The sequence below is a fragment of the Streptomyces sp. NBC_01439 genome, assembly GCF_036227605.1.
GTDB lineage: Bacteria > Actinomycetota > Actinomycetes > Streptomycetales > Streptomycetaceae > Streptomyces.
Map to the genome: position 1 here is coordinate 6,395,014 of NZ_CP109487.1, position 23,640 is coordinate 6,418,653.

Sequence of the window (23,640 nt, forward strand, 5' to 3'; positions counted from 1 at the left end):
ACCAACGGAAAAGGGGGCGCCCCGCCAGGCGCCCCCACCCGTTGCCCCGGCTCCGGCTACGGCTGCGCGGGTTCGTGCGGGTCGGCCAGGCTCCGGCTCATCCAGACGTCGTCGACGTAGGCCCCGTCCAGCAGGAACTCCTCGGGCAGGACTCCGACCACCGCGAACCCGCACCGCCGGTAGAGCTGCTGGGCCGGCTCGTTGTGGCCGAGCACGCGCAGGTTCATCCGGCGGGCGCCACCGGCCCGCGCGGCGGCGCAGGCGGCCTCGACGAGGGCCTGCCCGACCCCGCTGCCGCGGGCGGACTCGCGGACCGCCAGTCCCTGGACGTGACGGACGTGCCGATTGGTTTCGAGGGGGCTCGCCGGGGCCTGGGCGACGTACCCGACGATCTCCTGCCCGCGTTCCGCGACGAGGAAGCCCTCCACCGGGTGCCGCTCGTCGAAGACGGCCGCGTCGGCCGCGCGCTCGGGGCCGGGTTCGCTCACGCGCGACCACACCGAGCGGGCCAGCTCCAGTATTTCGGGTTCGTCCTCCGCCCGAGCGGGGCGTACCACCACGTCCGTTGCCATGCCGTCATGCTAACGACGGCGCAGGGGCACCCGAGTGCGTCCCGCACCCGAATGCCCCTCACCGCCGCCGTCCCCCGGGCCGCCTAGTCGACCTCGGCCACCGCCTGCGCGAACTGCGCCGCGTACAGCCGTGCGTACGCGCCGCCCGAGGCCAACAGCTCCTCGTGCGTGCCCTGCTCCACGATCGATCCGTTCTCCATCACCAGGATCACGTCCGCGTCGCGGATCGTGGACAGCCGGTGCGCGATCACGAAGGACGTGCGGCCGCGCGCGAGGCGCGCCATCGCCTTCTGGATCAGCACCTCGGTACGGGTGTCCACCGAGCTCGTGGCCTCGTCGAGCACCAGGATCACCGGCTCCGACAAGAACGCCCGGGCGATGGTGATCAGCTGCTTCTCGCCCGCGCTGACCCCCGCGCCCTCGTCGTCCAGCACGGTGTCGTAACCGTCCGGCAGGGTGCGGACGAACCGGTCCGCGTGGGCGGCCCGCGCCGCCTCCTCGATCTCGGCGCGCGTGACCTCGCGCGAAGCGCCGTAGGCGATGTTCTCCGCGATGGTGCCGCCGAACAGCCAGGTGTCCTGCAGCACCATGCCGATGCCGTCGCGCAGTTCCTCGCGGGTCATCTTCGCGATGTCCACCCCGTCGAGGGCGATCTCCCCGCCCGTGACCTCGTAGAACCGCATCAGCAGATTGACCAGCGTGGTCTTGCCGGCGCCGGTCGGGCCGACGATCGCGACCGTCTGGCCCGGCTCGACCGTGAGCGAGAGGTTCTCGATCAGCGGCTTGTCCGGCTCGTATCGGAAGGCCACCTTGTCGAAGGTGACCTGACCGCGCAGCTCCTGCGGACGCTCCGGAACCACCGCGTCCGGCTCCTGCTCCGGCGCGTCGAGCAGCTCGTACACCCGCTCCGCCGAGGCGACACCGGACTGCACGAGGTTCGCCATCGAGGCGACCTGCGTCAGCGGCATCGAGAACTGCCGCGAGTACTGGATGAAGGCCTGCACGTCACCGATCGACAGGGTGCCGGAGGCGACCCGGAGCCCGCCGACGACGGCTATCAGCACGTAGTTGATGTTCGAGATGAAGAACATCACCGGCTGCATGATGCCGCTGACCAGCTGCGACGTGAAGGAGGCCCGGTAGAGCGCCTCGTTCTGCTCGGCGAAGACGGCAGCGGACTCCTTCTGCCGGCCGAAGACCTTGACCAGGCTGTGGCCCGAGTACATCTCCTCGATGTGGGCGTTGAGCGCGCCGGTCGCCTTCCACTGCGCCACGAACTGCGGCTGCGACTTCTTGCCGATCTTCGCGGCGACGAAGACCGACAGCGGTACGGTCACCAGCGCGACGAGCGCCAGCAGCGGAGAGATCCAGAACATCATCACGAGCACGCCGACGATGGTCAGCAGCGAGTTCAGCAACTGGCCCATCGTCTGCTGGAGCGTCTGGCCGATGTTGTCGATGTCGTTCGTGGCCCGGCTCAGCACCTCGCCGCGCTTCTGCTGGTCGAAGTAGGACAGCGGCAGCCGCGACAGCTTCGCCTGGAGCTCCTCGCGCATCCGGTAGACGGTGCCGTTCATGACGTGGTTCGACAGCCGGGTCGCGACCAGCATCAGCAGGCCGGCCAGGGTGAAGACCACCAGCGCCCAGATCGCGACGACCCCGACGGCGCCGAAGTCGATGCCCTGCCCCGGGGTGAAGTCGGTACCGGCGAGCATGTCCGCCATGCCGTCCTGGCCCCGGGCGCGCAGCCCGTCCAGCGCCTGCTGCTTGGTGGTCCCGGCCGGCATCTGGCGGCCGACGATCCCCGCGAACACCAGGTCGGTGGCCTCGCCCAGGATCTTCGGGCCCACCACCGCGCAGCCGACGCTGCCGACGACGGCCGCGACCATGCCCCAGATCTTGGCCCGGTCGTACGCGAGCTGGCGCAGCAGCCGCTTGCCCGAACCCTTGAAGTCCATGGACCGCTGGGCCGGCCCCATCATCATCCGTCCTCCGGGCCCGCTCATGCGGCCTCCGCCTCCGTCAGCTGGGAGAGCACGATCTCCCGGTAGGTCTCGTTGCCGGCCATCAGCTCGTGGTGGCGCCCCTCGCCCACGACCTGGCCCTCGTCCAGGACGATGATCCGGTCGGCGTCGCGGATCGTGGAGACCCGCTGGGCGACGATGACCACGGTCGCGTCCTCGGTCTCGCGGGCGAGCGCCGCGCGCAGCGCCGCGTCCGTCGCGTAGTCCAGGGCCGAGAAGGAGTCGTCGAAGAGGTAGATCTCCGGGCGCTGCACGAGCGTGCGGGCGATGGCCAGACGCTGGCGCTGGCCGCCGGAGACATTGGTTCCGCCCTGACTGACGGGGGCCTCCAGGCCGCCCTCCAGCGCGGAGACGAACTCCTTGGCCTGGGCCACCTCCAGCGCCTGCCAGAGCTCTTCGTCACTCGCGTCCGGGCGCCCGTAGCGCAGGTTGGAGGCGATGGTCCCGGAGAACAGGTACGGCTTCTGCGGCACCATGCCGACCGTCTTGGCCAGCAGCTCCGGGTCGAGCGCGCGGACGTCCTCCCCGTCGACGAGGACCTCGCCGCCGGTCGCGTCGAACAGGCGCGGGACCAGGCCCAGCAGGGTGGACTTGCCGCTTCCGGTGGAGCCGATGACCGCCGTGGTCTCGCCGGGTCGGGCCACCAGGTCCACGCCGCGCAGGACCGGAGCCTCGGCGCCCGGGTAGCGGAAGTCGGCGCCGCGCAGCTCCAGGCGGCCGCGGCGGGCGAGTTCGCGCACCGGGTCCTCGGGCGGGACCACGCTGGACTCGGTGTCCAGGACCTCCTGGATGCGTTCCCCGCAGACCTCGGCGCGCGGCACCATCATGAACATGAAGGTGGCCATCATCACGGCCATGACGATCTGCATCAGGTAGGCCAGGAAGGCCGTCAGCTGGCCGATCTCCATGCCGCCGCTGTCGACGCGCATCGCACCGAACCAGATGACGGCGACGCTGGAGATGTTCACGACCACGATGACCGTGGGGAACATGTACGCGAGGAGCTTGCCGGCGGACAGCGAGACGCCGGTCAGGTCGGCGTTGGCCTCGCGGAAGCGGTCCTTCTCGTAGTCGTCGCGGACGAAGGCGCGGATCACCCGGTTGCCGGTGATCTGCTCGCGCAGGACCCGGTTCACGGTGTCCAGGCGCACCTGCATCTGGCGGAACAGCGGCCGCGTCTTGAAGACGATCGCGCCGACCGAGATCCCGAGCACCGGGACGACGGCGAGCAGTACGCCCGACAGCTTCACGTCGAGCGAGAGCGCCATGGCGATGCCGCCGACGCACATGATCGGGGCCGAGACCATCAGGGTGAAGGTCATGAGCACCAGCATCTGGACCTGTTGGACGTCATTCGTCGTACGGGTGATCAGCGACGGGGCGCCGAACTGGCCCAGCTCCCGCGCCGAGAAGCTCTGCACGCGGTCGAAGATCGCGGCGCGGACGTCCCGGCCGAAGGCCGCGGCCGTGCGGGCGCCGTAGTAGACGGCCCCGACGTTGCAGACGAGCTGGACGAGGGAGACAGCGAGCATCAGCGCGCCGAAGCGCAGGATGTAGCCGGTGTCACCGTTGACGACACCGTTGTCGATGATGTCGGCGTTGAGCGTGGGCAGGTAGAGGCTGGCGCTGGTCTGCAGCAGTTGCAGCAGGACCAGCACCGCGATGGGTTTCCGGTACGTACCCAGATGGGTCCGCAGAAGTCGTATGAGCACGCGTAGGCTCCGGTCGGCATGATCGAGGGGGTTCAACCCATCTTGGGCCAACCGGCCCCGTGATCCCCACCGGATTTCGCAAAGGCCGGTCAAAAGGACCAGCCCGCCCCGACCCGCGTACTAGGACACCTCTAGGACACCCCTAGAACGCCCCGGGGTGGATCTGCTCCCGCGTCGCGACGTACTGCTGGCGCACTCCCTGCCACGCCGGGAACTCCTCGCCCGGCTCGAAGACCTGGGCCGCGGGGGCCGGCCAGACCGGCGGGGTGTGCGGGGCCAGGGTGCCCTGCGCCACACCGAGCGTCCAGGCCGCCTGGCGCGCCGCGCCCAGCGCCGCGTAGTCGGCCGGCGCCGGTACGACGACCTGCGTGCCGAACAGTCCCGGGGCCGCGGCCTGCACGGCGGGCAGCTCGGCCGCCGCGCCCAGCAGGAACACCCGGCGGATCTCGACCCCGCGCGAGCGCAGCACGTCCAGCGCGTCCACCAGCCCGCACAGCATGCCCTCGAAGGCGGCCCGGGCCAGGTGCTCCGGCTTCATCGAGTCCCGGCGCAGCCCGGACAGGGTGCCGGCGGCGTGCGGCAGGTTCGGGGTCCGCTCACCCTCCAGGTACGGCAGGAGCACGAGGCCGTGCGCGCCCGGCGTCGACTTCAGCGCGAGCTCGGACAGCCCCTCCAGATCGGTGCCGAGCAGTTCGGCGGTGCCGCGCAGCGCCCGCACGGCATTGGAGGTGTTCACCACGGGCAGGTGCATGCCGCTGGCGTCGGCCAGCGAGGTGACCAGTCCGCCCGGCTCCGACACCGCCTCGTGGTGCACGGCCATCACCGAACCGGAGGCACCGAGGGAGACCACCGCGTCGCCGGGGCCCAGCCCCAGCCCGAGCGCGGCGGCCATCGTTTCGCCGGTGCCGGCGGAGATCAGCAGCCCCTCGGGCGTGGTCCCGGCGGCATCGGCCGGGCCGAGCACCTCGGGCAGCAGGGCCCGGTGCCCGAGCGCCAGCTCGACCAGGTCGGGGCGCCAGGTGCCGGTGGCCGCCGACCAGTACCCGGTACCGGAGGCGCCGCCGCGGTCGGTGGTCCGCCGGGCCGGGCGGCCCAGCAGCTGCCAGACGAGCCAGTCGTGCGGGGACATCAGCACGGCGATCCGGCGGGCGGCCTCGGGCTCGTTGCGGGCCAGCCAGGCCAGCTTCGCGACCGGCTGCGCGGAGTGCGGGACCGAGCCCACCGCCTCGACCCAGCCGTGCCGACCGCCGTAGGCGTCGATGAGGTCGGCGGCGGCGACCTGGCCGCGCTTGTCGTTGCCGACGAGCGCGGGCCGCACCAGAGCGCCCTGCGGGTCCAGCGGCAGCAGGCCGTGCTGCTGGGCGGAGACCCCTATGGCCTGGACCCCTTCGAGGAGCCCGCCGCCGGCGGCCTCGCCGAGCGAGAGCAGCCAGGCCTGCGGGTCGGTCTCGTAGGGATTCGCGCCGTCCGGTTCACCCGAGGGCTGTGGGTGGGGTGCGTACCCCTGGCGCAGCACGGCGCCGGTCTCGGTGTCACAGACGACGATGCGTGTGAACGCGGAAGAGCTGTCCAGCCCGGCGACTATCCCCATGCCGTGAATTCTGCCGCACGCGGGGCCGGACTCGACCGGTCCGGAGCCCCCGGAACCTCATGGATCCCGTGAGCCCCGGCGCGCGGACCCGTGGTGCTCAGGTGTTGCTGGTGCCCCAGTCGTCCTCGCCGGCGCCGCCGGCCCGGCCGCGCAGCCCCCGTACCCGCCCGGAGAGCGAGTCCGGGACGGCGTCGCCGACCTTCTGACTCACCGCGGTGAAGGCCTTCCCGGCGAACTCGCGCCCGGTCTGACCCGCGGTTTCGGCGGCGTTGCGCACCGCGGGGTTCTGCGCGAGCTGCCGCGCGGACTTTCGCATCTGCTCGTAGCGCTCGCGTCCGGCCCGGGTTCCGAGCACGTACCCGAGGGCCAGTCCGACCACGAACGTGACCTTGTACCGCATGCCTGTCACCCTTCGTCGTGTGGTGCCCGGCCCGCTGTCGATACCGATTGGCGGAGCACCCCCCTGCTTGCGCTAATCTATGACTCGCAACGGGCACTCGCCCCCCGGCAACGCCGGAGGTGGGCTGTTCGATGCACCGCAGCAATCCCCTGTAGCTCAATTGGCAGAGCAGCCGGCTGTTAACCGGCAGGTTACTGGTTCGAGTCCAGTCGGGGGAGCGCGGTCCCCTGTAGCTCAATTGGCAGAGCATTCGGCTGTTAACCGGAGGGTTGCTGGTTCGAGTCCAGCCGGGGGAGCAAGGAAGAGGAAGAGGACCCCGAGGGGTCCTCTTCTTTTCTTTGTCGCCCCGTTCGGGAACCGGACAGCCCTCAGAACGGTCTCTCTGAGCAGGCGAAGCCGATCATGCGGGGCATCTGAGGCAGGAGATCGTATGAGCGGCTATGCTGCGGCAGACGGCGCGCACACGTGTACGCGCCACGCCGTGAAGGGGCGGTAGCTCAGCCGGTTAGAGCAGCGGACTCATAATCCGTCGGCCGTGGGTTCGAGTCCCACCCGCCCCACTACTGCAGGTCAGAAGAAACCTTCTGACCTGCGGAAACGCGGTTTTTGTGGCCGTGGGATCCCCGTGTCGGTGTGGCGAACGTGAGGCGAAGGCTGCATCGCGGGAACCCCAGAGGCTCTTGACCTGGGGGTTTGCCTGCTCATAGGTGGGATGGGTGGTGGTTGGTCCCACGGCCGCATGGGGTGCCATCGCAGCGTCGACCTTCGCCGCGGTCGGGCTTTCGGCCCTGGTCATGGCCTCGGCCTAAGCCTTGACCGTGGTGAAGGTCCTCGGTCTCGACGACGGTGTCTATCTCGTCTGGCTGGGAGTCGTCACGTGGAGCTCCGCACGCGCAGACGCAACCCCAGACCCCGTGCTTCCGACGCGGAATCGCTCGACTGATGGGAGTGGTGCTGTTCGCCCTCGGCTTGCGGACGGCCGCGGCGTGGCGGAGCCCGTCGTGGCGCCCGACCTACCGGTGCGGAGGTGGCCACCACCGAGGTGTCGACCACCGGCGCCGACCCGGGCCGCGAGCACGCGCTCGTCCTGCTGGCCGGCACCCCCACCTCCAGCACCGGCGAAACGATCGACCGCGACAACCCCTTCACCGGCCCGGCCCGCGGCTGGTACCTGCCCGCCGGGACCTCCACGGCGTTCACCGCCGTGGCGCCGATCGCGTACGTCTCCAGCCCGCTTCCGCCCGGCACCCCGCCCACCGGCAGGGCCCCGGTGCTGCTCGGCGGGCCCGGCGCCGTGGTCGAAGTGCGCGGGCACGGCTCCTGGGAGCGGGAGGTCACCACCCTGATCACCCCGCCGCTCTCGGTCCGCCTGCAGCTGGGGGAGACCCTCGCCCGCGACGGCCGCTGGTCGACCTACCCGCCCCACCTCCACGACCCCAGCAACCCGCCCCACGAGACCGCGGTACAGGAGGCGTTCGCGTTCCACCTGAACCCGCCGACCGGCTTCGCCGTCCTGCTCACCTACGACGACGACCACCAGGCCGCCGACGCCACCGCGACCGTCATCACCGACCGCTCCCTGGCCGCCGTCGACCACGGCCAAGGTGAGATGAAGAACGGGCTCAGGCGAGGCGGGCCAGGACGGCGGCCATGTCCTGGTAAGTGGCCTGGACCCCGCCGGTGCTGCCCAGACGCTGGCGCTCCAGCCCGATCGCGCCGAGGTGGTGGCTACATCCGTGATCACGTTGTCGCGCAAGGTCATGTCGTCGAAGCGATCCGCGGCCACGACCGGTGGCCCCCGGCTCCTGCGGGGTGCTCGTGAGGCCCAGCCACTGGCAGGTCCTGCCCGAGACGCTGCTTGCGCTGGCGTGCGGCGCGTGGAACGAGCCGAGGACCGGACTCCCGCACGGGGCGGGTGTGCGGGGGTCGAGGCTGTCCTACTTCTTGACGTAGAGCTCCTGGAACGGTGTGAAGGGGAGTGCCTGGTAGCAGAAGTACGCGGTCCATTTGTCTTCCGCGATGCCCGCCTGGCCCGCTGCCCGGCAGGCCGCGGCCGTGCCGCGGAAGGACTGCTCGTGGACGTAGCCGGCGGGGGGCGTGCCGAAGCTCGACGAGGAGGCCGGCGGCTGTGGTGCGGTGGTTGCGGCGAAGGCCTGGGGAGCCGCCGCCGCCAAGGCGGTGGCGAGGACCGCACCGTGCAGGACGCGTCGTATCGAGCGGTTCATATCGAGTTCCTTTCGTCGGGGTGGTAGGTGGATCATTCCTCGCTGCCCTGGCGGGCACCGAGTTCAGCTGTCTGCTCCGGCTCCCACTCGGCGATGTCGCGGAGGGCAGCCAAGTGGCGAGTGAGGGCCACGCGCCCCTTAGCCGTCAGGGAGAGCCAGGTACGGGCCCGCTTGCCGACGAAGGCTTTGCGGACCTTCACGTACTCGGCCTGCTCCAAGAGCGTGATCTGCTTGGAGAGGGCCGAGTCCGAGATCTCGATGGTGTCGCGGAGCGTTCTGAAATCGGCCTCATCGACCGAGGCCAGTGCGGCTGCGATGGAGAACCGCACCGGTGCGTGGATCAAGGTGTCGAGGGATTTGCGGGGATGCGTCACGGCCTGGCCCCGGGGGTGCGGGCCGCCTTGCGTTCGAGCACGCCGATCACGAAGAAGGGCATGCCGCACAGGACGGCTCCCGGTACCCACCAGAGTGGTTCGCCGGAGAAGAACACCGTGCCGAGAGTGACGACGAGTGTGTAGACAGCCGCGCCGGCCGTCGTCGTGAGGGCGTAAAGGGTCCGGTAGTGGCGGGGCAGTACCGGCCGCGTCGCCGTGTAGATCACGAGGGCGAAGAACGGAATGAGCAGGACGACCGGAACGGCGTACTGCGTAGAGGGCTCGATCAGCAGTCCGTAGACGGCCGTCATCACCATCATCGCCAGGCCGAGGAGGAACACCACCGGGCCGGGTCGCCGGTTTCCCCCTCGCATCCGGGACGCCAGTGCGTCCGCCGACGCAAGGGCTTCCCTTGCTTCCTTCTTGTCCATCATCGCGCCTTTCGTGGGAGGATTCCGTCGCATGCCCGTGCCTACGCGGCCTCGCCTTGGTCCCACTTGAAGGTGCGGACGGCGAGGACGACCGCCACGGCAGTGGTGACGGTGACGACCAGGACGGACAGCCACACCGGGTGGGTCGGTTCGCCCTGTGGCATCTGCGTGAGCATGAGGTCCGCGAAGAAGGACGTGGGCAGCAGGCTCAGCGTGGTGCGAACGGCATCGGGCATGAGTTCCAGCGGGAACGCCAGACCGCTCAGGAACAGCGCCGCCAGCTGTACGAGCGTACCGACGTTGGTGGCGGCGTCCGGCGAGGCCAGACGGCCACCGATCAGGTACCCGACGCCCCCGAACATGGCGAGGCCGAGCAGCGTGATGCCGAAGAGCGCGGGGAGGCTGCTCGGTTCCACCTTGCCGAGGGCGACCGCTAGCACGAGCAGGACCGCCGCCTGGACGGTGACCATGAGAATCCTGGCGATCATGTGGGTGAAGACGAGGCGGGCCCGCCCCACAGGTGTGGTGCCCAGGAGCCGGAGGGTTCCCTTGGCGCGCAGGCTGGCCAGCGGTCCGGCGGTGACGGTCAGGGCCGCGCTGGTCACGGCGAGGAAGATCGCCATGGGGAAGACGAGTTGCAGGAAGTCCGGGGCACCGGAGTCCTTCGGCATGGTGAAGCCGAGGCCGAGGAAGATGGCCAGCATCCCGAAGGGGAAGAACAGCGCGAAGTAGAAGTACTTCCCGTCGCGTACGAGCTCCCGGGCGTGCATGAGCGTCAGCTCACGCGAGGACGAGGACATCACGCCATCACACCATTCGTCTCTGCGGGCTGCGCGGCATCGTGCCCGGTGGGCGGCTGCGCGCCGTCCCCCGCTTCGTGGAAGGAGACACCTGTGAGGAGGCGGAAGACCGCTTCCAGGCCGGCCTCCTTGATCTGGATGTGGCGGGCTCCGAGCGGGCCGGCAAGCAGGCCGAACGCCGCGTCGGAGTCGCTGGTCCGCACGATGACCCGGGTGTTGCCGCCGGTGTCGTGGCTCTCGATGTGAGACACCCCGGGCGCGGTGCGCAGCCGTGCGAGGTCGGTGCCGACCGGGACGGTGAAGTGCACCTCGCGTTCGGGCGCGTGGGTGTTGATCAGGTCCTGCGGGGTTCCGTAAGCGGCGACCCGGCCTTTGTGCAGCACGGCGACCCGGTCGCAGAGCATCTCGGCCTCCTCCATGGAGTGCGTCGACAACAGTACGGTTCCGCCGGCACCGCGGTGCGCGCGGATCGCGTCCCACAGTTCCTGCCGTGCGTTGGGGTCCATGCCCGTCGACGGCTCGTCGAGCACCAGCAGACGGGGGCGGGAGATGAGTGCCGTGCCGACGAGGAGGCGCTGGCGCTGTCCGCCGGAGAGCTTCGATACCCGGACGTCGCGCGAGGCCGACAGGCCCATCCGGTCGATGATGGTGTCGGGGGTCTCGGGGTCGGGATAGAGCGAGGCCCAGACGCGCAGGAGTTCCGCCACCGTCTGCTGCTCGAACACGGCGGCGTGCTGCGGCTGGATCGCGACGTACTTGCGGATCTCGTCCCGCTGCGCCACGGGGTCGTATCCGAGCACCCGGACGGTGCCTCCGGTGGGGCGGCGCAGGCCGACGAGGGTCTCGATGGTGGTGGTCTTGCCGGCTCCGTTCGGGCCGAGCAGACCAAAGATCTCCCCCGGCCGCACCGAGAGGTCAATGCCGGCCAGGGCGATGACGTCCCCATGGGGGCCCGGGTACCGCTTGGTGACGTTCTCCAGCAGGATCACCGGGTCGTGGGACGGGCTTCGTTCAGCCATTCCGCATCTACCTCTCATCGGGTTCCACCGAGGTCTTGCCGTGCGTACCGCTGTCCAGTCAGCTTGGCAACCACTTTCCAAATTGGCAAGTGGTTGGGGAAAGGTAACTGGATTTGGCTCGCGGCTAGTTGGCGGAAGCGAGCACGCCCAGAAGGCTCTCCTCGGCCGGAACGAAGCCCCAGCGGTTGAGGTCCATGTGCAGGTAATGAAGGAGCAACTCCTCCCGCGGTACGGGGTTCTCGTCGGCCGCCGCAGCGTCGAGGGTGCGCACGACCGTCCCGACGTGCCGCGCCGCGCTTTCCCGGAGGGGTGCGTCCAGGCGCGCCGCGGCCTCCCCCGTGCCCTGCGCGGCACGGCCGAGAAGGCTGCGCAGCACCGCCTGGTCGGGCGCGGCCATGCGCAGTTGCCGCCCCCATTGGCGGCGGTGGGCGGTCCAGAACGCCGTCCGCGCCTGGGGGTCGGGGAGCGCCGCCTGGACGAGCGTGCTCATGTACGAGACGGCCAGCGCAGCCCGGTCGAAGAGCGGGGCGAGGCTGCCGATCCGCTGGTCGGCGTACCACTGGCAGGAAGCCGTGAAGAGCTCCTCGGCCCTGGCCACCCCGCGCGCTCCTCCGTATTTGGCGAGTTCCGGTGCGTACAAGCAGCACCGGGCCTGTTTGACCATCGGCAGCCCCTGCGGTACGGAGCCCGGCACGAGGCGTTCCGAGGCAGTGGGTTTGTCGAGCGTGTGCAGCAGCCCGACGAGCTCGGGCAGGCGTACGTAAACGCGGTCGATCCCATCGGCGGAGCACCTGAGGCGCAGCCGTAGGTGATGACCGCTCATGTCCCAGTAGCGGGTGAAGAACCACGCGGATGCCTTCTCCTCGGATGCCCGCGCGGCCAGCCAGGGGATCAGTACCCGGGTGGCCTCGTCTATGGCGTCCGGGTGTCCCGGGTAGGCGCGGACGTACCACCAGTCCGTCTCCATGCCCGGGTCCGCGCGGTCCGTGCAGTGGTGCGGTGTCGGCATCATCGGTTCTCCTCGGGCCAGGCCAGCAGGGCTACGTGCTCGGTGACCCTGGGCCGGCCGAGGGCGTCGCGCTGGGCGTGCAGGGCGCGCCCGGGAAGTGCCTCCACGAGCCGGAGGTGACTGGTCTGCGGGCTGAGCCAGTGGTGCAGGACCCCTACGGACAGTGGAGAGGCCAGGGAGACCCACATGGGTTTCCGGTCGGCAGTCATACCGGGGGCGCTGCCTGCGCCGCCGAGCTGGTGCACGAAGACCTCCTCGGGAATGCCGTGCGCGCGTCGGAAGGCGTCGAGCCGGACGGCAAGGTCGGTCGCGTCGTGCTCGCCGCCCTCCGGGCGGGGGATCGCGGAGGCCGGAACGATCCACGAGGCGCGGCGGGTGACGAGACGGTTCCCGGGGCCGTCGGTGACGCGGGGGAGTTCCACCACGCCGTCGCCGCAGAGCGGGCCCAGCTCGTGGGCCTTGGTCATCGTGTAGTCGGAGTGCGGCGATCCGTTGACCCAGGGATCGGCGAGTATGGCGAGCAGCCGGACGTAGGACTGGAGCAGATGCTGGGGGATGAGCCCCAGGTAGGCCAGCCCGACAGGGTCGCCGTCGCGGTCGAAGAGGGACAGCGTGTCGGTGCGGGCGTCGTGGGCGAGCACGGTGTCGTCCAGGGTGATCCCGTTCGCGGCCTCGACCTCGCCCGGCAGGACCAACGGCGGCAGGAGGCCGCCGCATTCGGACTGCACGGTGTTGCAATCGGTCCATACCACCAGCTCGCGGCGGGTAAGGCCAGGCCAGCAGCTTTCGATGTGCGCGGCGAGGCGTTCGCGGAAGCCGTCGCCGAGGAGCCGGCCGAAGCGGCTGAACAGTCCACCGGTGCCCGCCCCGTACTGGTTGACGACGAGACGGTAGCGGCCCGCCTCGATGTCGGCATGGCTCGCCGCCTCCAGTTGGAAGAAGACTCCGGCGTTCGGCGGGGCGCTGGTCGGCCCGATCGGGAGCCATGCGCGGTCCGCCGGGTCACGGCGGCTGGCCATGTCGGCGAACAGCGCGCGGTCGAGCGGCGGATTGGCGTCCCGGTCGATGGTGAGGCGCATGAGGAAGCCGAGCGGGTCCCGGCAGACACCGCCGGCGCCGAACTCCGCGGTGAAGCGTTCCAGGAGGAAGTCGTAGAGGTGTGAGCGGAAGACGTACGGTCGCATCTGCTCGCCCAGTGCCGTGAGGTCGGCCCGGACCGCGGGGACGTTCAGCGGGTCGGGCAGACCCAGGTCCGTCTCCCGGTCCTCGTAGATCAGCCCGCTGGGTTTGCGCTCGCTCCGGTCGTTGTGCTCGTTCCAACCGCCGGTGAGGTCCCGCAGCTCCGCGGCGGCGTTGATCCGCCCCTCTGCGTCGTGCCGCCACATACCGTCACCCAGGTCGTGGGCCCGCGACAGGTCGCTGCGCCCGATCGGGGACGTGGTGGTGCCCCCTTCCAGCAGCGCGGCCAGAACGGGGAACGGCGCCTCGCTCCTGTCCCAGGGAGGGATGGGCTGTAGGACACCGGTGTCGATCAGACGAACGAACCGGGTGAAGGGCCGGGCACCACCGACGGCGGTGAGGAGTTCGGTGAACGTGGCACCGGAGCGCAGGCCGGCCAACGAGGGCAGGGCGTAGTCGGCCTCGACCGCCCGGTCGTGGCGCCACACGACGCCCTCGGTGATGATCGTCTCACTGTGGAGCAGCAGACCCTCCGGTTCGGTGGCGGTGCCGGGGCGCACGGGCGCGACGCGGTAGTGCAGCAGGCCGGCCGTCGACGGGTCGCGCGCCAGCCGGCGCAGCGCCAAGTGGGCCATGGTCGCGGAGGTACGGCTGCGTACGCGGCCCCGTCCTTGCGATCCGGCCTCGCCGACCGTGGTCAGCCCGGAGAAGGGGCTCGTCTTGACGGCGGCACGGGCGACGTACGAGTACAGCGTCTTCAGTTGCTTCGCCGACCGGGCCTTGTGGTCGCGGTGCCGGATCCAGTCGGGCGCGGCGATCGCCAGGGATGCGGCGAAGCCGCGCTCCCCTGCGCCGTCGGCGGTGTCCCCGCCGTGTTCGAGAGTGCGGTGCAGTGCTTCGACGGCCTGGTCCCGGTCCTCGGCGAGCTGGGCGGTCAGCTGCTCGAGCAGCGCGTGCCGTTCGCCGACGAGACGCTCCCAGTCGTCCAGGAGGGGGGCCGCGGCGGGCGGGAGGCGCTCGGCCAGGCGGTGCCGTACGTCCTCGTCCCAGGGCAGCGGGTCCAGGCGGTTGACCGATCGCTTGGCGGCCAGGGCCCGGCGGCGTAGCGGTACGTCGTCGTCGAGGCGGGGCACGAGCGCGAAGAGGGCCTCGGTGAGTTCGGGGGCCAGGGAGCTCAGGCGTTCCGCGGCGGCGGCGTGTTCGGCCAGCAGCTTGCGCGTGGCCGGGGCGACCAGGTCGAGGGTGTCGGAGGGCAGGCCCGCCACCCGGGTCAGCGCGACGGGGGATATGACGAAGGAGGTCATCGGCCCACCGCCGAAAGGGCGAGGTCCACGGTGACCGGGAGGGCGTGGAACATGGCGTAGGCGAGGAAGCAGACGTAGGCCATGGAGAACAGTCCGTACGCCATGTGGCCGCGGCGGGCCACTTTGCTGAGGTTGGCGAGGTGCGCGGGGAGTTCCTGGCGCCGGACGGTGTGTCGCAGCAGCGCGAACGCGCGCCCCCGGGCGTTGGTGAGTCCGGTCGCCGCTTCGATGGCCGTGTAACCGTCGCTGGGCATGAGCGGGTTGAGGTTGACGATCAGCATCAGGAGTTGCATCCCCAGCAGCAGCGCGGCTGTGTCCCTGAGCAGTCCGGCCGAGTTCAGAGCGACCGCGCCCGACAGTGCGCAGAACCAGCCGTCGCTGAGGATGCCGGCCATGGCCAGGGCGACTCGGCCGCCGCGTCCCCGGAAGCGGTAGGCGTCCGTGCGATCCACGTAGGCGACCGGCATGAAGTAGAACAGCAGCGCGACTCCCAGTCCGCGGACCGGCGTTCCGAGTATCTGGGCGACCAAGGCGTGGGCGGTCTCGTGCATCAGTACATACAGCAGCATCACGCCCGTGGCGATCAGGAACGCGGGCCCGGCCAGATCCTGCGGGGGTGGCATCGCCGTGAAGAGGGTGTGGAAGCCGAATGTGTACCCCGCGAGCGCGCCGAGTGCCGCGATCAGCACCAGCAGTGTCGCCGGCACGGCGCGCAGTACCGCGGCCACGGGTTCGAGAAGGCGGGGCAGGGAGCGGGTCAGGATGATCCGCGGCATCAGCATGGACGTGCGCACGCGGCTGCCGTCCTGCGGCTTGTCGGGCAGCTCGGAGCCCTCGAGGAGCCCGCTCCGGTCCAGGGCGGCCAGAAAGGTGTCGATCTGCCGGGAGACCGCTCCGGCGCGCTCCTGGTCGGCGCGTGAGAGGAAGACGACGAGGTCATCGCGGGTGCGGGTGCCGTCCAGATAGGTGAGCACCATTTCGCCGGCGCGGGTGATGCGGTGGTAGTTCCCGGTGACCGGATCGAAGATCAGCGGGATGTCGTCCATCCCGCGGATGACCTCCAGCTCGTCTCGGAGCTTTGGTGGCGAACTGATCACTGTCTACCTCTCCTGTACCCCTGGACGCCCTGGGCCGACGGGCCGCGACCCGTTGACCCAGGGCCCTGCGTTGCAGGATGCTGCGAAATGAGAAAGCTGCCTTCCAGCGGCGCCGGTGACGACGCCGCTGGAAGGAAGGAGCCGTGCCCGGCGGGCAGGTGCTGAAACGGTGTCAGCCAGTGCGGCACCGCCTGCCGGGTCCGGTCACCCGTACGTCGACGCCGTGGTGGCACTGCTGGCCGAGCTGGCGGGGCAGGAGAAGGAGCTCGCCGAGGTGGCGCTGGAGAAGGAGCCCAGGGCGTTGCCCTGCGGCAGCTCCTCCACGAAGAGCTCCTCGTCCATCGCGTAGAGGTCGATGAGCTTGTCCGTGCTGTTCTCGTTCACAGGAGATGTCCCTTCTGAGACTGGCGCGACCGCGAGGGAGCGGTCAGCCGAACGTCGACGCGCTGCCGACGCTGGCGGCCGAGGTCGCCGGGCAGGACGCGGTCGACGCCGAAGCGGCGGAGAACCAGCAGCCGAGTGCGTTGCCCTGCGGCAGCTCCTCGACCGACAGCTCGCCATCCAGGGCGTACAGGTCGAATGCGTCCTCGTTGATGTCCACTGATCGTTTTCCCTTCGGACGGGGCTCTGTGTAGGACGTGCGCGGAGAGGAGGAGCCGTTGGCACCTCCGGGCCTGTCAGGTGTAGCTGGAGAACGAGGTGAAGGAGGAGGCGGTGGTCACCGGGCAGGAGGCCGAGCTGGCCGATCCTGCGGTAGAGACCGACGAGAGGGCGTTGCCCTCCGACAGCGTCTCCATCTCGAGGGAGTCCTCAAGGATGTCGTCGAGGACGTAGAGTTCCAGTTCGGGCATGGTTTGTTTCCCTTCTTTGAGACGAGCCGGGCTCAGCCCGTGCAGTTGGCGGTCATGATGCTTCCGGCGCTGCTGATCGGGCAGCTGGCCGTGGTCGCGCTGGAGGCCGTGCTGAAGGTCCCCAGTGCCACGCCCTCGGGGATCTGCTCGATGGACAGTGCGTCGTCGCCCAGGTCGACGCTGTGGAGGTCGAGCTCCCACGCGTTGGCGTCGGTCATCGGATCACTTCCTTCTCTTGGTGTCGGTTCTCGGATCACCGGTGGCCGGTCGGCCCCGGAGGTATGGGGGGCGGCACGACTGCGCCGCCCAGGGCCAGGGCGAAGAGCTGGTGCCGGCTGGCCCCGTCGCTGCGCAGCGGCAGCCGTACGGAGGCCGGGATGAACCCGGCGAAGACAGTGCCGACGAGTCCGACGGCCACGGCGTCGAGCCACATCGTGTAGGCGGCCGCCGCGGCTCGGGTCATGAGCGTCCGGTAGCCGTGGGCGCCGTGGAGGCGGCTCGCCAGGTCCAGGTCCGCGGCGAGGGAGACGATGGCGGCGGAGTCGCAGAACTCCCGCTGGATCGTGAGGTCGTGCAGGGCCTCGCCCTCCGGCAGCGGTGCGACCGGGACATAGGACCGCTGCGTACCGCTGCCCGTCTCGAGGCCGTACATGCCGGGTTCCAGGCCACTGAGCCGGAAGGCGACGACGTTGATCTGCAGCGGCAGCCGCTCCCGTTCCTGCGGCCAGGACGCGAGGTCCGCGTCGATGCCCCGGGCGGCCACGTCGGCGATGAGTGAGGCGTCGATGGGCTGCGGTCCGAAGAATCGGATGGAGCGGCGCTTCTCCAGCACGGTGAGCAGGGAGGACCTGTCCCGCTGCTGGGCGGTGAAGAGGACGGGCGGTCCGAGGGGTGCGGGCGGCTGGGCCGCCGGCCGCTCGGGCGCCGGCACGGTGTCGGTGCCCGCGGCCGCGGGGGTCCGGAAGGCGGTGAGGAGCTCCGCCGCGAGGTCGTGCGGGCTGCTCATGTGGCGTCTCCCAGATCGATGACGGCCGTGACCGGTTCCATGTCGGGGTTCGTCCCGAGGGCTGCGGCGATGGCTTCGTCGTCCCAGCGGGGGCGTAGGGCGAAGCCGATGCCCAGGGTGTGGGCCGCCTCCCGGGCGGTGGCCTGGGCGCAGCCGCTGTCGAGCAGGACGATCCGCAGGGCGAAGGCGGAGTACTTCCGGGCGACCTTGGGGAAGTCGCCGGTCAGCACGATGCTGAACGGCTGGTCACCGGGCAGGGCGTCGACCCGGGAGGACAGACGGGCGAGGCGGTGCTCGGAGGCGACGTAGCCGTAGACGCCGGGGTTGATGCCCGGTACGTCCCGGACGACGGCGTATGCGGTCACCGAGCCGATGTTGCCGCCGCTTGCCGTCCAACGGGCCACCTTGTCCGCGTTGTCGGCCCTGATTCCCGCTGTGACGGAGAGCAGCAGCGACAGCGTGTCCGGCCCGGGCCGCGCGGCGTCCTGGCGCGGGGCGGACCGGTCGAGCCGGTCGTGGTCGGGTGGCGGGAGCTCGACGGCGGGAGCGACCGGCCAGGTCCGGGAGACGCGCTGCAAAGCCAGGTTGGAGGGCTTGTAGTGCATCTGGTGGGCCTTGAGGTCGGCGAACTCCTTCGGCGGCATGGCCACGGACGCCTCGAAGCGCGTGGCCGGCGCGGCGCGTTCAACGACCGGCCCCTCGGCTACGGAACAGCGCGGACAGCCGGGTCGGGTTGCGGAGGCGGTGTCCCGCTGGCCGAGGGTCTCCAGGTCCACCAGACGCCAGCGCATCGGCAGCGGTGTGGGGATCGTCCGGGAGACCGCGGCGAACACGTCGCGGGCGAACAGCGCGGTGGCGAGCTCGTGGTCGCCGACGCCGGCCGTACGGTCGTCGTCCTCGTCGTCGGCGGTCAGGCAGTCCAGGCACGGCGTGGTACGGGGGTCGACCAGCGGGCCCAGGGCCGCACGGCGACCGCGCACGCTCAGGCGCAGCATCGGAATGCCCTTGTCCCAGCAGTGCTCGGCGAGGACGTCCCGGCCGGCACCGGGACCTGTGCCCAGTCCGCCGGCTCCGGTATCGGCCCAGACCGCGAGGGTCGCCCGTTCGGATGGGGTGTCGCCGGTGGCGAGGGTGACCCGCATGGAGCCGGTGAGCTCGTCGCGCAGGAACGCGGCGAGGGCCGGGTCGCCGAAGACTTCGATCTCGGCGGTGCGCAGGCGGGCGGCCGCCTCCTCCCAGCAGGGGTTCACCTCGGTGGCGCTGCCCACCCGGGACAGGTAGTCGGCGAGGCGGTCGTCGACATCCGCGACCGCTTCGCGTTCCGTCCCCCGCGGTGGTCCTTCTTCGACGACGCCGCAGGTCCACAGCAACGAGAGTGCCTTGAACACGACCTCTTCGGGCATCCCGAGCTCCGCCGCGAGCCGGTCATGCGTGCGCTCGCCGTCGAGCAGGGCGAGCAGCCCGGGCAGCATCTCCGTGGCGGACCTGCCACGGAAGAGCTGCTTCTTGGGCGGTCCGGTCACCACCACCTGGTCGGCCTCGATGACGACCACGAGACCCCGGCGCAGCCGCGGCCGGCGGGGGATGCGCAGCTGCGGGTCGAACCGTGCGGCGGAGCCGACGGTTTCGGCCGTCATCATGGATCGATCGTTCACGCTGTCCGCCCTTCGGTGATCGACACCAGTCGGCGCCACAGTTCGTCGCCATCGGCGGCGGTGCGGCAGCGCTCGCAGCGGTCCACCGCGATCACGGAGGCCTTGCTGGTGGCGCCGGTGATCTGGTCGAACTTCCGTACGGTGCCGCCGATCGCCTCCTCGTCGCCGGGTGTGCCCAGCGCCTCCTCGATGGCTTGCCGGGCGAAGGCGGCGGCGATGCCGACGGCGTGGACCGGATAGCCGGTCGGGTAGCGGTCGCCCGTGTCGACGGTGCCGTGCTCGGGCCGCCTGTGCTGGATGCGGCGGCGCACGTAGCACTGGTGGCAGGCCGTGCGGCCCGGGACCACCACGGGGCCGCACAGCACCTCGGTGGCGGTGGTGTGCACTCCGAACCAGGGAGTGCCCCAGGCGAAAGCCGCCCGGTCCGTCGCCTCGTCGATACGGGGCCGTTTATGAGAGGTGGCCAACATGATGAGGTCGGCGCGGGGCCACAGACTCGGGTGGGTGCCCTCGTCGATCTCCATCAGGGTGATGTCGTGTCCGCGCTCCCGGGGGTCGTGTTGAAGACGTCGTGCGACGTCCTTGCCGAAGGCTCCCGAGGCGAGTACGAGCAGGTGACGATTCATGACCCACCTCATGCGAAGGGCTGCGGATCGGGATTGATGCCGTCGATGTCGTGCACGGGATGTCCCATGGCGCGGGGGGCCTCGTAGAGGCGGGGATGGGCGAGGTAGCGGGCCCGGTGGGCGAAGGAGAGCGGCATCAGCTGCGGCACCATGACCCGTACGGCGGTCGCACCCACCTGGCGGGCCTCGTCGGTCGTGATGTCGACGACTACGACTTCGCAGCCGGCCCGGGACAATCGCTCCAGCAACCACGGCAGCTCTTCCGCTCCCTTCGCGGGGCGCGGCAGGTCCGTGAAGGCCCGTACGGGGCGCTCGCCCTTCAGAAGGAAGTCGAACCGGTGGCGCTGGTCGGGCTTCCCGGCGAGGAGCGCGCCGCCGATCACACTGACGATGTCCTGCGGGTCGTCGGGGTTCGTGTGCCGGCTCGCATGGGAGCGGAGCGCGATGCGCAGTGAGGCGGCCTCCCGGTGCAGTTTGGCGATGGCCTTGCCGGGGTCGGTGTCGCATGTGGCGACGACGAGTTGGGCGAGATCGGGGTCGTGGTCGGCGAGCTGCACCCCGTAGATGACCGGGATGCCGAGGTCCGTCGTGGCGTCGAAGAGCAGGGTGCGGATGTTCTCGTTGGCCGCACGTTCGACGAACGCCCGGTGCTCCGGGGCCAGGCCGTCGAGTGCGAACTCCAGTCGGGGCAGCCGGAGGCGCTGGAGCCAGGTCAGGGCGATGGAGTCCCGTTCGACGACTTCCATCAGACCGTTGGCTATCGCGGCCAGCGGGTCGGCGTGGGTGGCGCAGCCCGTGGAGACCGGGTGAACGAAGCGCTCCGCGGCCGACTCCGGTGAGCACTTCAGATAGACCTGGACGGCCGGGACGTACACCTTCCGGCCGCGGGCGAGGGACCAGCCCTCGACCCAGCGCAGCGGCATCCGCCGGTCGGTGGGGACCAGACCACAGCGCGGGTCGGCCAGTTCGGCCGGTGCGAGGTTCGGCCACTCCCAGGGCGGGATGGCGTCCTCGCCAAGTTCCTCGGCGGTCGCCCAGATCATGTCCCGCGGGGACCAGGCGCACGAGGAGTACCGCTCCAGGGATTCGGCGGCCGCGAGGTGGGCCGCCGTCTCGCGGTCCAGCGCTCCGCCGGCCCCGTCGAAGTTGCCGGAGGAAGCGTCGTGCGTCCACTCCGACTGCGCTGCGAGAACGGCTCCCGGGTCGCCCAGAGATCCGGAGAAGACCGCGAAGTCAGGTTCGCCCTCGGTTACGGGCAGCCAGGTGAGCCTCGACACGAGCCCGTACGGCGACACCAGCCTTCCGATCCGGCGCAGGGATTCGGGCACCGCGGCACCCTGGGGCGTCGCCTGAAGCGTCCTCATTCCCCGCCCTCCTCGACCGTCTGAGATCCGGCCGAGCCGCAGCCGATATCTCGACCTATTCGCGTTCGTTGAAGCCGCAAATTGATTCCCTCATTCCGGACAAGTGCAATTCCAGTTCGCGCCATCAGGCCAGCTCACCGCAAGCCATGTTGGGTCTTCTGGTCACAATCTTCTGGTCACTAGCGGGAGAGCAGATGACATGTTTGACTCCGTTGGACGCCGTGCGCGGCTCGGGTTCACGATCTGCTGCGAACGGTTCCAACCTTCTACACGTGGTGGACAGGTCGGGGCGCTGTTCGCCAAGACAAAGAATCTTGAAACGGGGATGAACAGATTGGACAAGGCGCACGAAGATGACTTCGAACGGCACGTCGTAGGCGTTCGACCGGCACTCAGACGCAACGCCTTCGTGCTGGTGGGGGACTGGTTCGCTGCTGACGATCTCGTACAGCAGACGCTGATCGCCGTATATCGGGCTTGGGAACGGCTGGATCATCACGACGCACTGTCCGCCTACACCCGCACCGTGATGGTGCGGCTCTTCATCGACGAACGACGCAGGCATCGCTGGACCCGCGAGCTGCTGCAGGAATCGTTACCCGACCCCGAGCCCGCACCCGAGGAGTTGGCTCAGATCGGGGACAGGTTGGTCCTGCTCAAGGCACTGTCCACCCTCACCCCGAGGCAACGCGGCCTCGTCTACCTGCGCTACTGGGAGGACCTGGGGATCGAAGAGGTCGCGCAAATCATGGACTGCTCCTCCTCGACGGTTCGCAGCTCCACCTCGCGGGCGCTGCGGATCCTGCGCGAACGACTCGGCGAGCTGGGGGCCCGTCGACACGAGGACTGACCCCGGATATGCCGAGGGATGCGCGGATCTGACGGCCCGGTAGCAGGAAGGGTGCTGGCCTGCGTGGATGCGAGTGTCTGTGTCGTATCGGTGCTGGGGTGAGGACGCCTTCCCGTGCGTGGTCCGGCCGGCCCCCGGCCACGGGGCCGGTCCGCCGGGGACGGTCCCCTTGCCAAGGGGGCGGTGGCCCGGCACTCTGGGGACCGGGTGTATGCAAGGGCATCACCAGGGGGTTCTCACCGGGAGACGGACAGGAATCCTCTGCGGGGCCAGCGGTGACCAGCGATCCCATAACTGCTTATGAGGCCAATCTATTCTGCCCTCTATTTCCCATAGGGTTGAGCCGTGAGTGAGAATATGCGAGATCAAGCACCGGGATGCGAGCGGGATGCTTCCGAGTCACTCCGCGAAACCTTGCGCACCCTCCTCGGTTCGGCATCGGCCCCGCGCCCTGCATTGAGCGACGAAGAACTCGTCGCGAGAATCCGTGGATCCGCTGAGAACATCCACCCAGAGGGAGAATTCGAGTAACGGGTATCGCCGCACCGTTCCGGCTCACTGGTCCGGACAAACGCCCGGCAATCCCGATGCAGCGGCTCCCCGTGGTCAGCTCCTCATCGTGACCAGAGCAACTGCGGTCATCGCCGCTTGCATCTCCCGTATCGCCTTACGGACGCTCTCACCGACCCATTGGCCCTCGGATATCTCCCGCATCCGCGGAACGACCTCTCTCGGCGGCCGGTCGGGGAATGCTAGGCGGTGCAGCTTGGCACCGTGCAGTAGTGCGATAAGGCCAGCCGAGCGGTCGTCGGGCTCGGCGTGCCGAAGGACAACCTCTTCGAGCCGCACACGCAGTTCGCTCTCGACCGTGCCGTCCACCTTGGGAAACCGCCATACCGGGAACATTCCCAACACCTTGCGCTGCTCGTGGCCGACCAGGCCGCGATCCCTAAGGGAATCGACGGTGGCGTCCAGAGCCTTGCGGTTGTCCTTGGTCAGCCACGCCGTCACTTTCGGCGGTCGGCGCGTCCCCGCCGCCCAGGTATCGATCGTCCTGAGCCGTCCGTCGAGCAGCGCGACCCCCGTCGGGGCTGTGTCGACCACGGTGATCCGGCCCCGGTCCACGGACACACGGCTGGCCAGCACCAGATCGAGAACGATCCCGCCCGCGACCGCCCACTGGCAGGCCTGCCGCTCACGCACCGTCCCGGACTCATCGTCCAGCGACAGCAGCATGATCTCCTCGGCCAGTGTCACGGTCACGCTGGTCCCCCCGTCACTCAACTCCATCCCCTGAAACGTACGAGACGGGAATCAGTTCCCGTTCTGCGTCCTGCCACCCGAGGACATTACCGAGCACGCCGCGCTGCCGGTGGCCGCCGACTGGCTCAGTGGACCGTTCGCGGACTGACCTTGATTCCCAGGGAGCGGGCATCCTCCACCAAGTCGTCAGCCGTCCCGGCCGACCACTCGCCCGGCTGGTCTGTCATGGGCTGGAACTTACACCGGGATTGGGGCGATCGAGCGGGACTTCTCAGGCTCCGCTGGCCC

Annotated in this window: 24 protein-coding genes and 3 tRNA genes; 5 read left to right on the forward strand and 22 right to left on the reverse strand. The window is 70.0% G+C overall.

The window, feature by feature from the left end; all coding sequences use genetic code 11:
- Nucleotides 1-56: 56 nt before the first annotated feature.
- From OG207_RS28885 to OG207_RS28905, 5 genes are all read right to left on the reverse strand, one after another.
- Nucleotides 57-572 carry a GNAT family N-acetyltransferase gene (locus OG207_RS28885; protein WP_329102256.1) on the reverse strand — a complete coding sequence of 172 codons (516 nt, stop codon included), beginning with the start codon at nucleotides 570-572 and terminating at the stop codon, nucleotides 57-59.
- 83 nt (nucleotides 573-655) lie between these two features.
- Nucleotides 656-2,578, reverse strand: coding sequence for an ABC transporter ATP-binding protein (locus OG207_RS28890; protein WP_329102258.1), 1,923 nt, complete (start codon nucleotides 2,576-2,578; stop codon nucleotides 656-658).
- On the reverse strand, nucleotides 2,575-4,308 hold the full coding sequence (locus OG207_RS28895; protein ID WP_329102259.1) for an ABC transporter ATP-binding protein: 1,734 nt from the start codon (nucleotides 4,306-4,308) through the stop codon (nucleotides 2,575-2,577). The genes OG207_RS28890 and OG207_RS28895 overlap by 4 nt, the downstream gene beginning before the upstream one ends.
- A 142-nt stretch (nucleotides 4,309-4,450) precedes the next feature.
- Nucleotides 4,451-5,899: an FGGY family carbohydrate kinase gene (locus tag OG207_RS28900; RefSeq protein WP_329102261.1), complete on the reverse strand. Its 1,449-nt coding sequence runs from the start codon at nucleotides 5,897-5,899 to the stop codon at nucleotides 4,451-4,453.
- 97 nt (nucleotides 5,900-5,996) lie between these two features.
- Entirely contained in the window at nucleotides 5,997-6,299 is a 303-nt protein-coding gene (locus OG207_RS28905) for a YtxH domain-containing protein (RefSeq protein WP_329102263.1), read from the reverse strand.
- 145 nt (nucleotides 6,300-6,444) lie between these two features.
- Here OG207_RS28905 and OG207_RS28910 point away from each other — a divergent pair.
- The 4 genes from OG207_RS28910 (at nucleotide 6,445) to OG207_RS28925 (ending at nucleotide 8,121) form a co-directional block, all read left to right on the forward strand.
- Nucleotides 6,445-6,517, forward strand: a tRNA-Asn gene (locus OG207_RS28910).
- Between the two features lie 5 nt (nucleotides 6,518-6,522).
- A tRNA-Asn gene (locus OG207_RS28915) sits at nucleotides 6,523-6,595 on the forward strand.
- Nucleotides 6,596-6,785: 190 nt separating this feature from the next.
- Nucleotides 6,786-6,859, forward strand: a tRNA-Ile gene (locus OG207_RS28920).
- Between the two features lie 467 nt (nucleotides 6,860-7,326).
- Nucleotides 7,327-8,121, forward strand: a complete 795-nt coding sequence (locus tag OG207_RS28925; RefSeq protein ID WP_329102265.1) for a 5-deoxy-glucuronate isomerase — start codon at nucleotides 7,327-7,329, stop codon at nucleotides 8,119-8,121.
- 115 nt (nucleotides 8,122-8,236) lie between these two features.
- Here OG207_RS28925 and OG207_RS28930 read toward each other — a convergent pair whose 3' ends face one another.
- From OG207_RS28930 to OG207_RS29005, 16 genes are all read right to left on the reverse strand, one after another.
- Entirely contained in the window at nucleotides 8,237-8,524 is a 288-nt protein-coding gene (locus tag OG207_RS28930; RefSeq protein WP_329102267.1) for a hypothetical protein, read from the reverse strand.
- Between the two features lie 32 nt (nucleotides 8,525-8,556).
- The gene (locus OG207_RS28935) at nucleotides 8,557-8,898 is read right to left on the reverse strand and encodes a winged helix-turn-helix domain-containing protein (protein ID WP_329102270.1); all 342 of its coding nucleotides are present in this window, start codon (nucleotides 8,896-8,898) and stop codon (nucleotides 8,557-8,559) included.
- On the reverse strand, nucleotides 8,895-9,332 hold the full coding sequence (locus OG207_RS28940) for a hypothetical protein (protein ID WP_329102272.1): 438 nt from the start codon (nucleotides 9,330-9,332) through the stop codon (nucleotides 8,895-8,897). Before OG207_RS28940 ends, OG207_RS28935 begins: the two co-directional genes overlap by 4 nt.
- 38 nt (nucleotides 9,333-9,370) lie before the next feature.
- Nucleotides 9,371-10,129 carry an ABC transporter permease gene (locus tag OG207_RS28945; RefSeq protein ID WP_329102274.1) on the reverse strand — a complete coding sequence of 253 codons (759 nt, stop codon included), beginning with the start codon at nucleotides 10,127-10,129 and terminating at the stop codon, nucleotides 9,371-9,373.
- On the reverse strand, nucleotides 10,129-11,148 hold the full coding sequence (locus OG207_RS28950; protein ID WP_329102275.1) for an ABC transporter ATP-binding protein: 1,020 nt from the start codon (nucleotides 11,146-11,148) through the stop codon (nucleotides 10,129-10,131). Before OG207_RS28950 ends, OG207_RS28945 begins: the two co-directional genes overlap by 1 nt.
- 124 nt (nucleotides 11,149-11,272) lie before the next feature.
- Nucleotides 11,273-12,160: a thiopeptide-type bacteriocin biosynthesis protein gene (locus OG207_RS28955; protein ID WP_329102277.1), complete on the reverse strand. Its 888-nt coding sequence runs from the start codon at nucleotides 12,158-12,160 to the stop codon at nucleotides 11,273-11,275.
- The gene (locus OG207_RS28960; protein WP_329102279.1) at nucleotides 12,157-14,640 is read right to left on the reverse strand and encodes a hypothetical protein; all 2,484 of its coding nucleotides are present in this window, start codon (nucleotides 14,638-14,640) and stop codon (nucleotides 12,157-12,159) included. The genes OG207_RS28955 and OG207_RS28960 overlap by 4 nt, the downstream gene beginning before the upstream one ends.
- A complete protein-coding gene (locus OG207_RS28965; protein ID WP_329102281.1) occupies nucleotides 14,637-15,737 on the reverse strand; it encodes a hypothetical protein in 1,101 nt (366 codons plus the stop codon). The genes OG207_RS28960 and OG207_RS28965 overlap by 4 nt, the downstream gene beginning before the upstream one ends.
- A 204-nt stretch (nucleotides 15,738-15,941) precedes the next feature.
- A complete protein-coding gene (locus OG207_RS28970) occupies nucleotides 15,942-16,121 on the reverse strand; it encodes a thiocillin family RiPP (protein ID WP_329102283.1) in 180 nt (59 codons plus the stop codon).
- Nucleotides 16,122-16,164: 43 nt separating this feature from the next.
- Nucleotides 16,165-16,338, reverse strand: a complete 174-nt coding sequence (locus OG207_RS28975) for a thiocillin family RiPP (RefSeq protein ID WP_329102285.1) — start codon at nucleotides 16,336-16,338, stop codon at nucleotides 16,165-16,167.
- Nucleotides 16,339-16,414: 76 nt separating this feature from the next.
- A complete protein-coding gene (locus tag OG207_RS28980; RefSeq protein WP_329102287.1) occupies nucleotides 16,415-16,588 on the reverse strand; it encodes a thiocillin family RiPP in 174 nt (57 codons plus the stop codon).
- Nucleotides 16,589-16,620: 32 nt separating this feature from the next.
- Entirely contained in the window at nucleotides 16,621-16,806 is a 186-nt protein-coding gene (locus tag OG207_RS28985) for a thiocillin family RiPP (RefSeq protein WP_329102289.1), read from the reverse strand.
- A 35-nt stretch (nucleotides 16,807-16,841) separates the two neighbouring features.
- Nucleotides 16,842-17,594: a nitroreductase family protein gene (locus OG207_RS28990; protein ID WP_329102291.1), complete on the reverse strand. Its 753-nt coding sequence runs from the start codon at nucleotides 17,592-17,594 to the stop codon at nucleotides 16,842-16,844.
- Nucleotides 17,591-19,234: a hypothetical protein gene (locus tag OG207_RS28995; RefSeq protein WP_329102293.1), complete on the reverse strand. Its 1,644-nt coding sequence runs from the start codon at nucleotides 19,232-19,234 to the stop codon at nucleotides 17,591-17,593. The genes OG207_RS28990 and OG207_RS28995 overlap by 4 nt, the downstream gene beginning before the upstream one ends.
- 11 nt (nucleotides 19,235-19,245) lie before the next feature.
- Nucleotides 19,246-19,875: a TOMM precursor leader peptide-binding protein gene (locus OG207_RS29000; protein WP_329102295.1), complete on the reverse strand. Its 630-nt coding sequence runs from the start codon at nucleotides 19,873-19,875 to the stop codon at nucleotides 19,246-19,248.
- Between the two features lie 8 nt (nucleotides 19,876-19,883).
- Nucleotides 19,884-21,239 (reverse strand): YcaO-like family protein, encoded by a 1,356-nt coding sequence (locus OG207_RS29005; RefSeq protein WP_329102297.1) that lies wholly within the window; start codon nucleotides 21,237-21,239, stop codon nucleotides 19,884-19,886.
- 199 nt (nucleotides 21,240-21,438) lie between these two features.
- Here OG207_RS29005 and OG207_RS29010 point away from each other — a divergent pair, with 199 nt between their 5' ends.
- Entirely contained in the window at nucleotides 21,439-22,089 is a 651-nt protein-coding gene (locus OG207_RS29010) for a SigE family RNA polymerase sigma factor (protein ID WP_329102299.1), read from the forward strand.
- Nucleotides 22,090-22,695: 606 nt separating this feature from the next.
- Here the strand turns inward: OG207_RS29010 and OG207_RS29015 are convergent.
- Nucleotides 22,696-23,379 (reverse strand): GOLPH3/VPS74 family protein, encoded by a 684-nt coding sequence (locus tag OG207_RS29015; RefSeq protein WP_329102301.1) that lies wholly within the window; start codon nucleotides 23,377-23,379, stop codon nucleotides 22,696-22,698.
- Nucleotides 23,380-23,640: the final 261 nt, after the last annotated feature.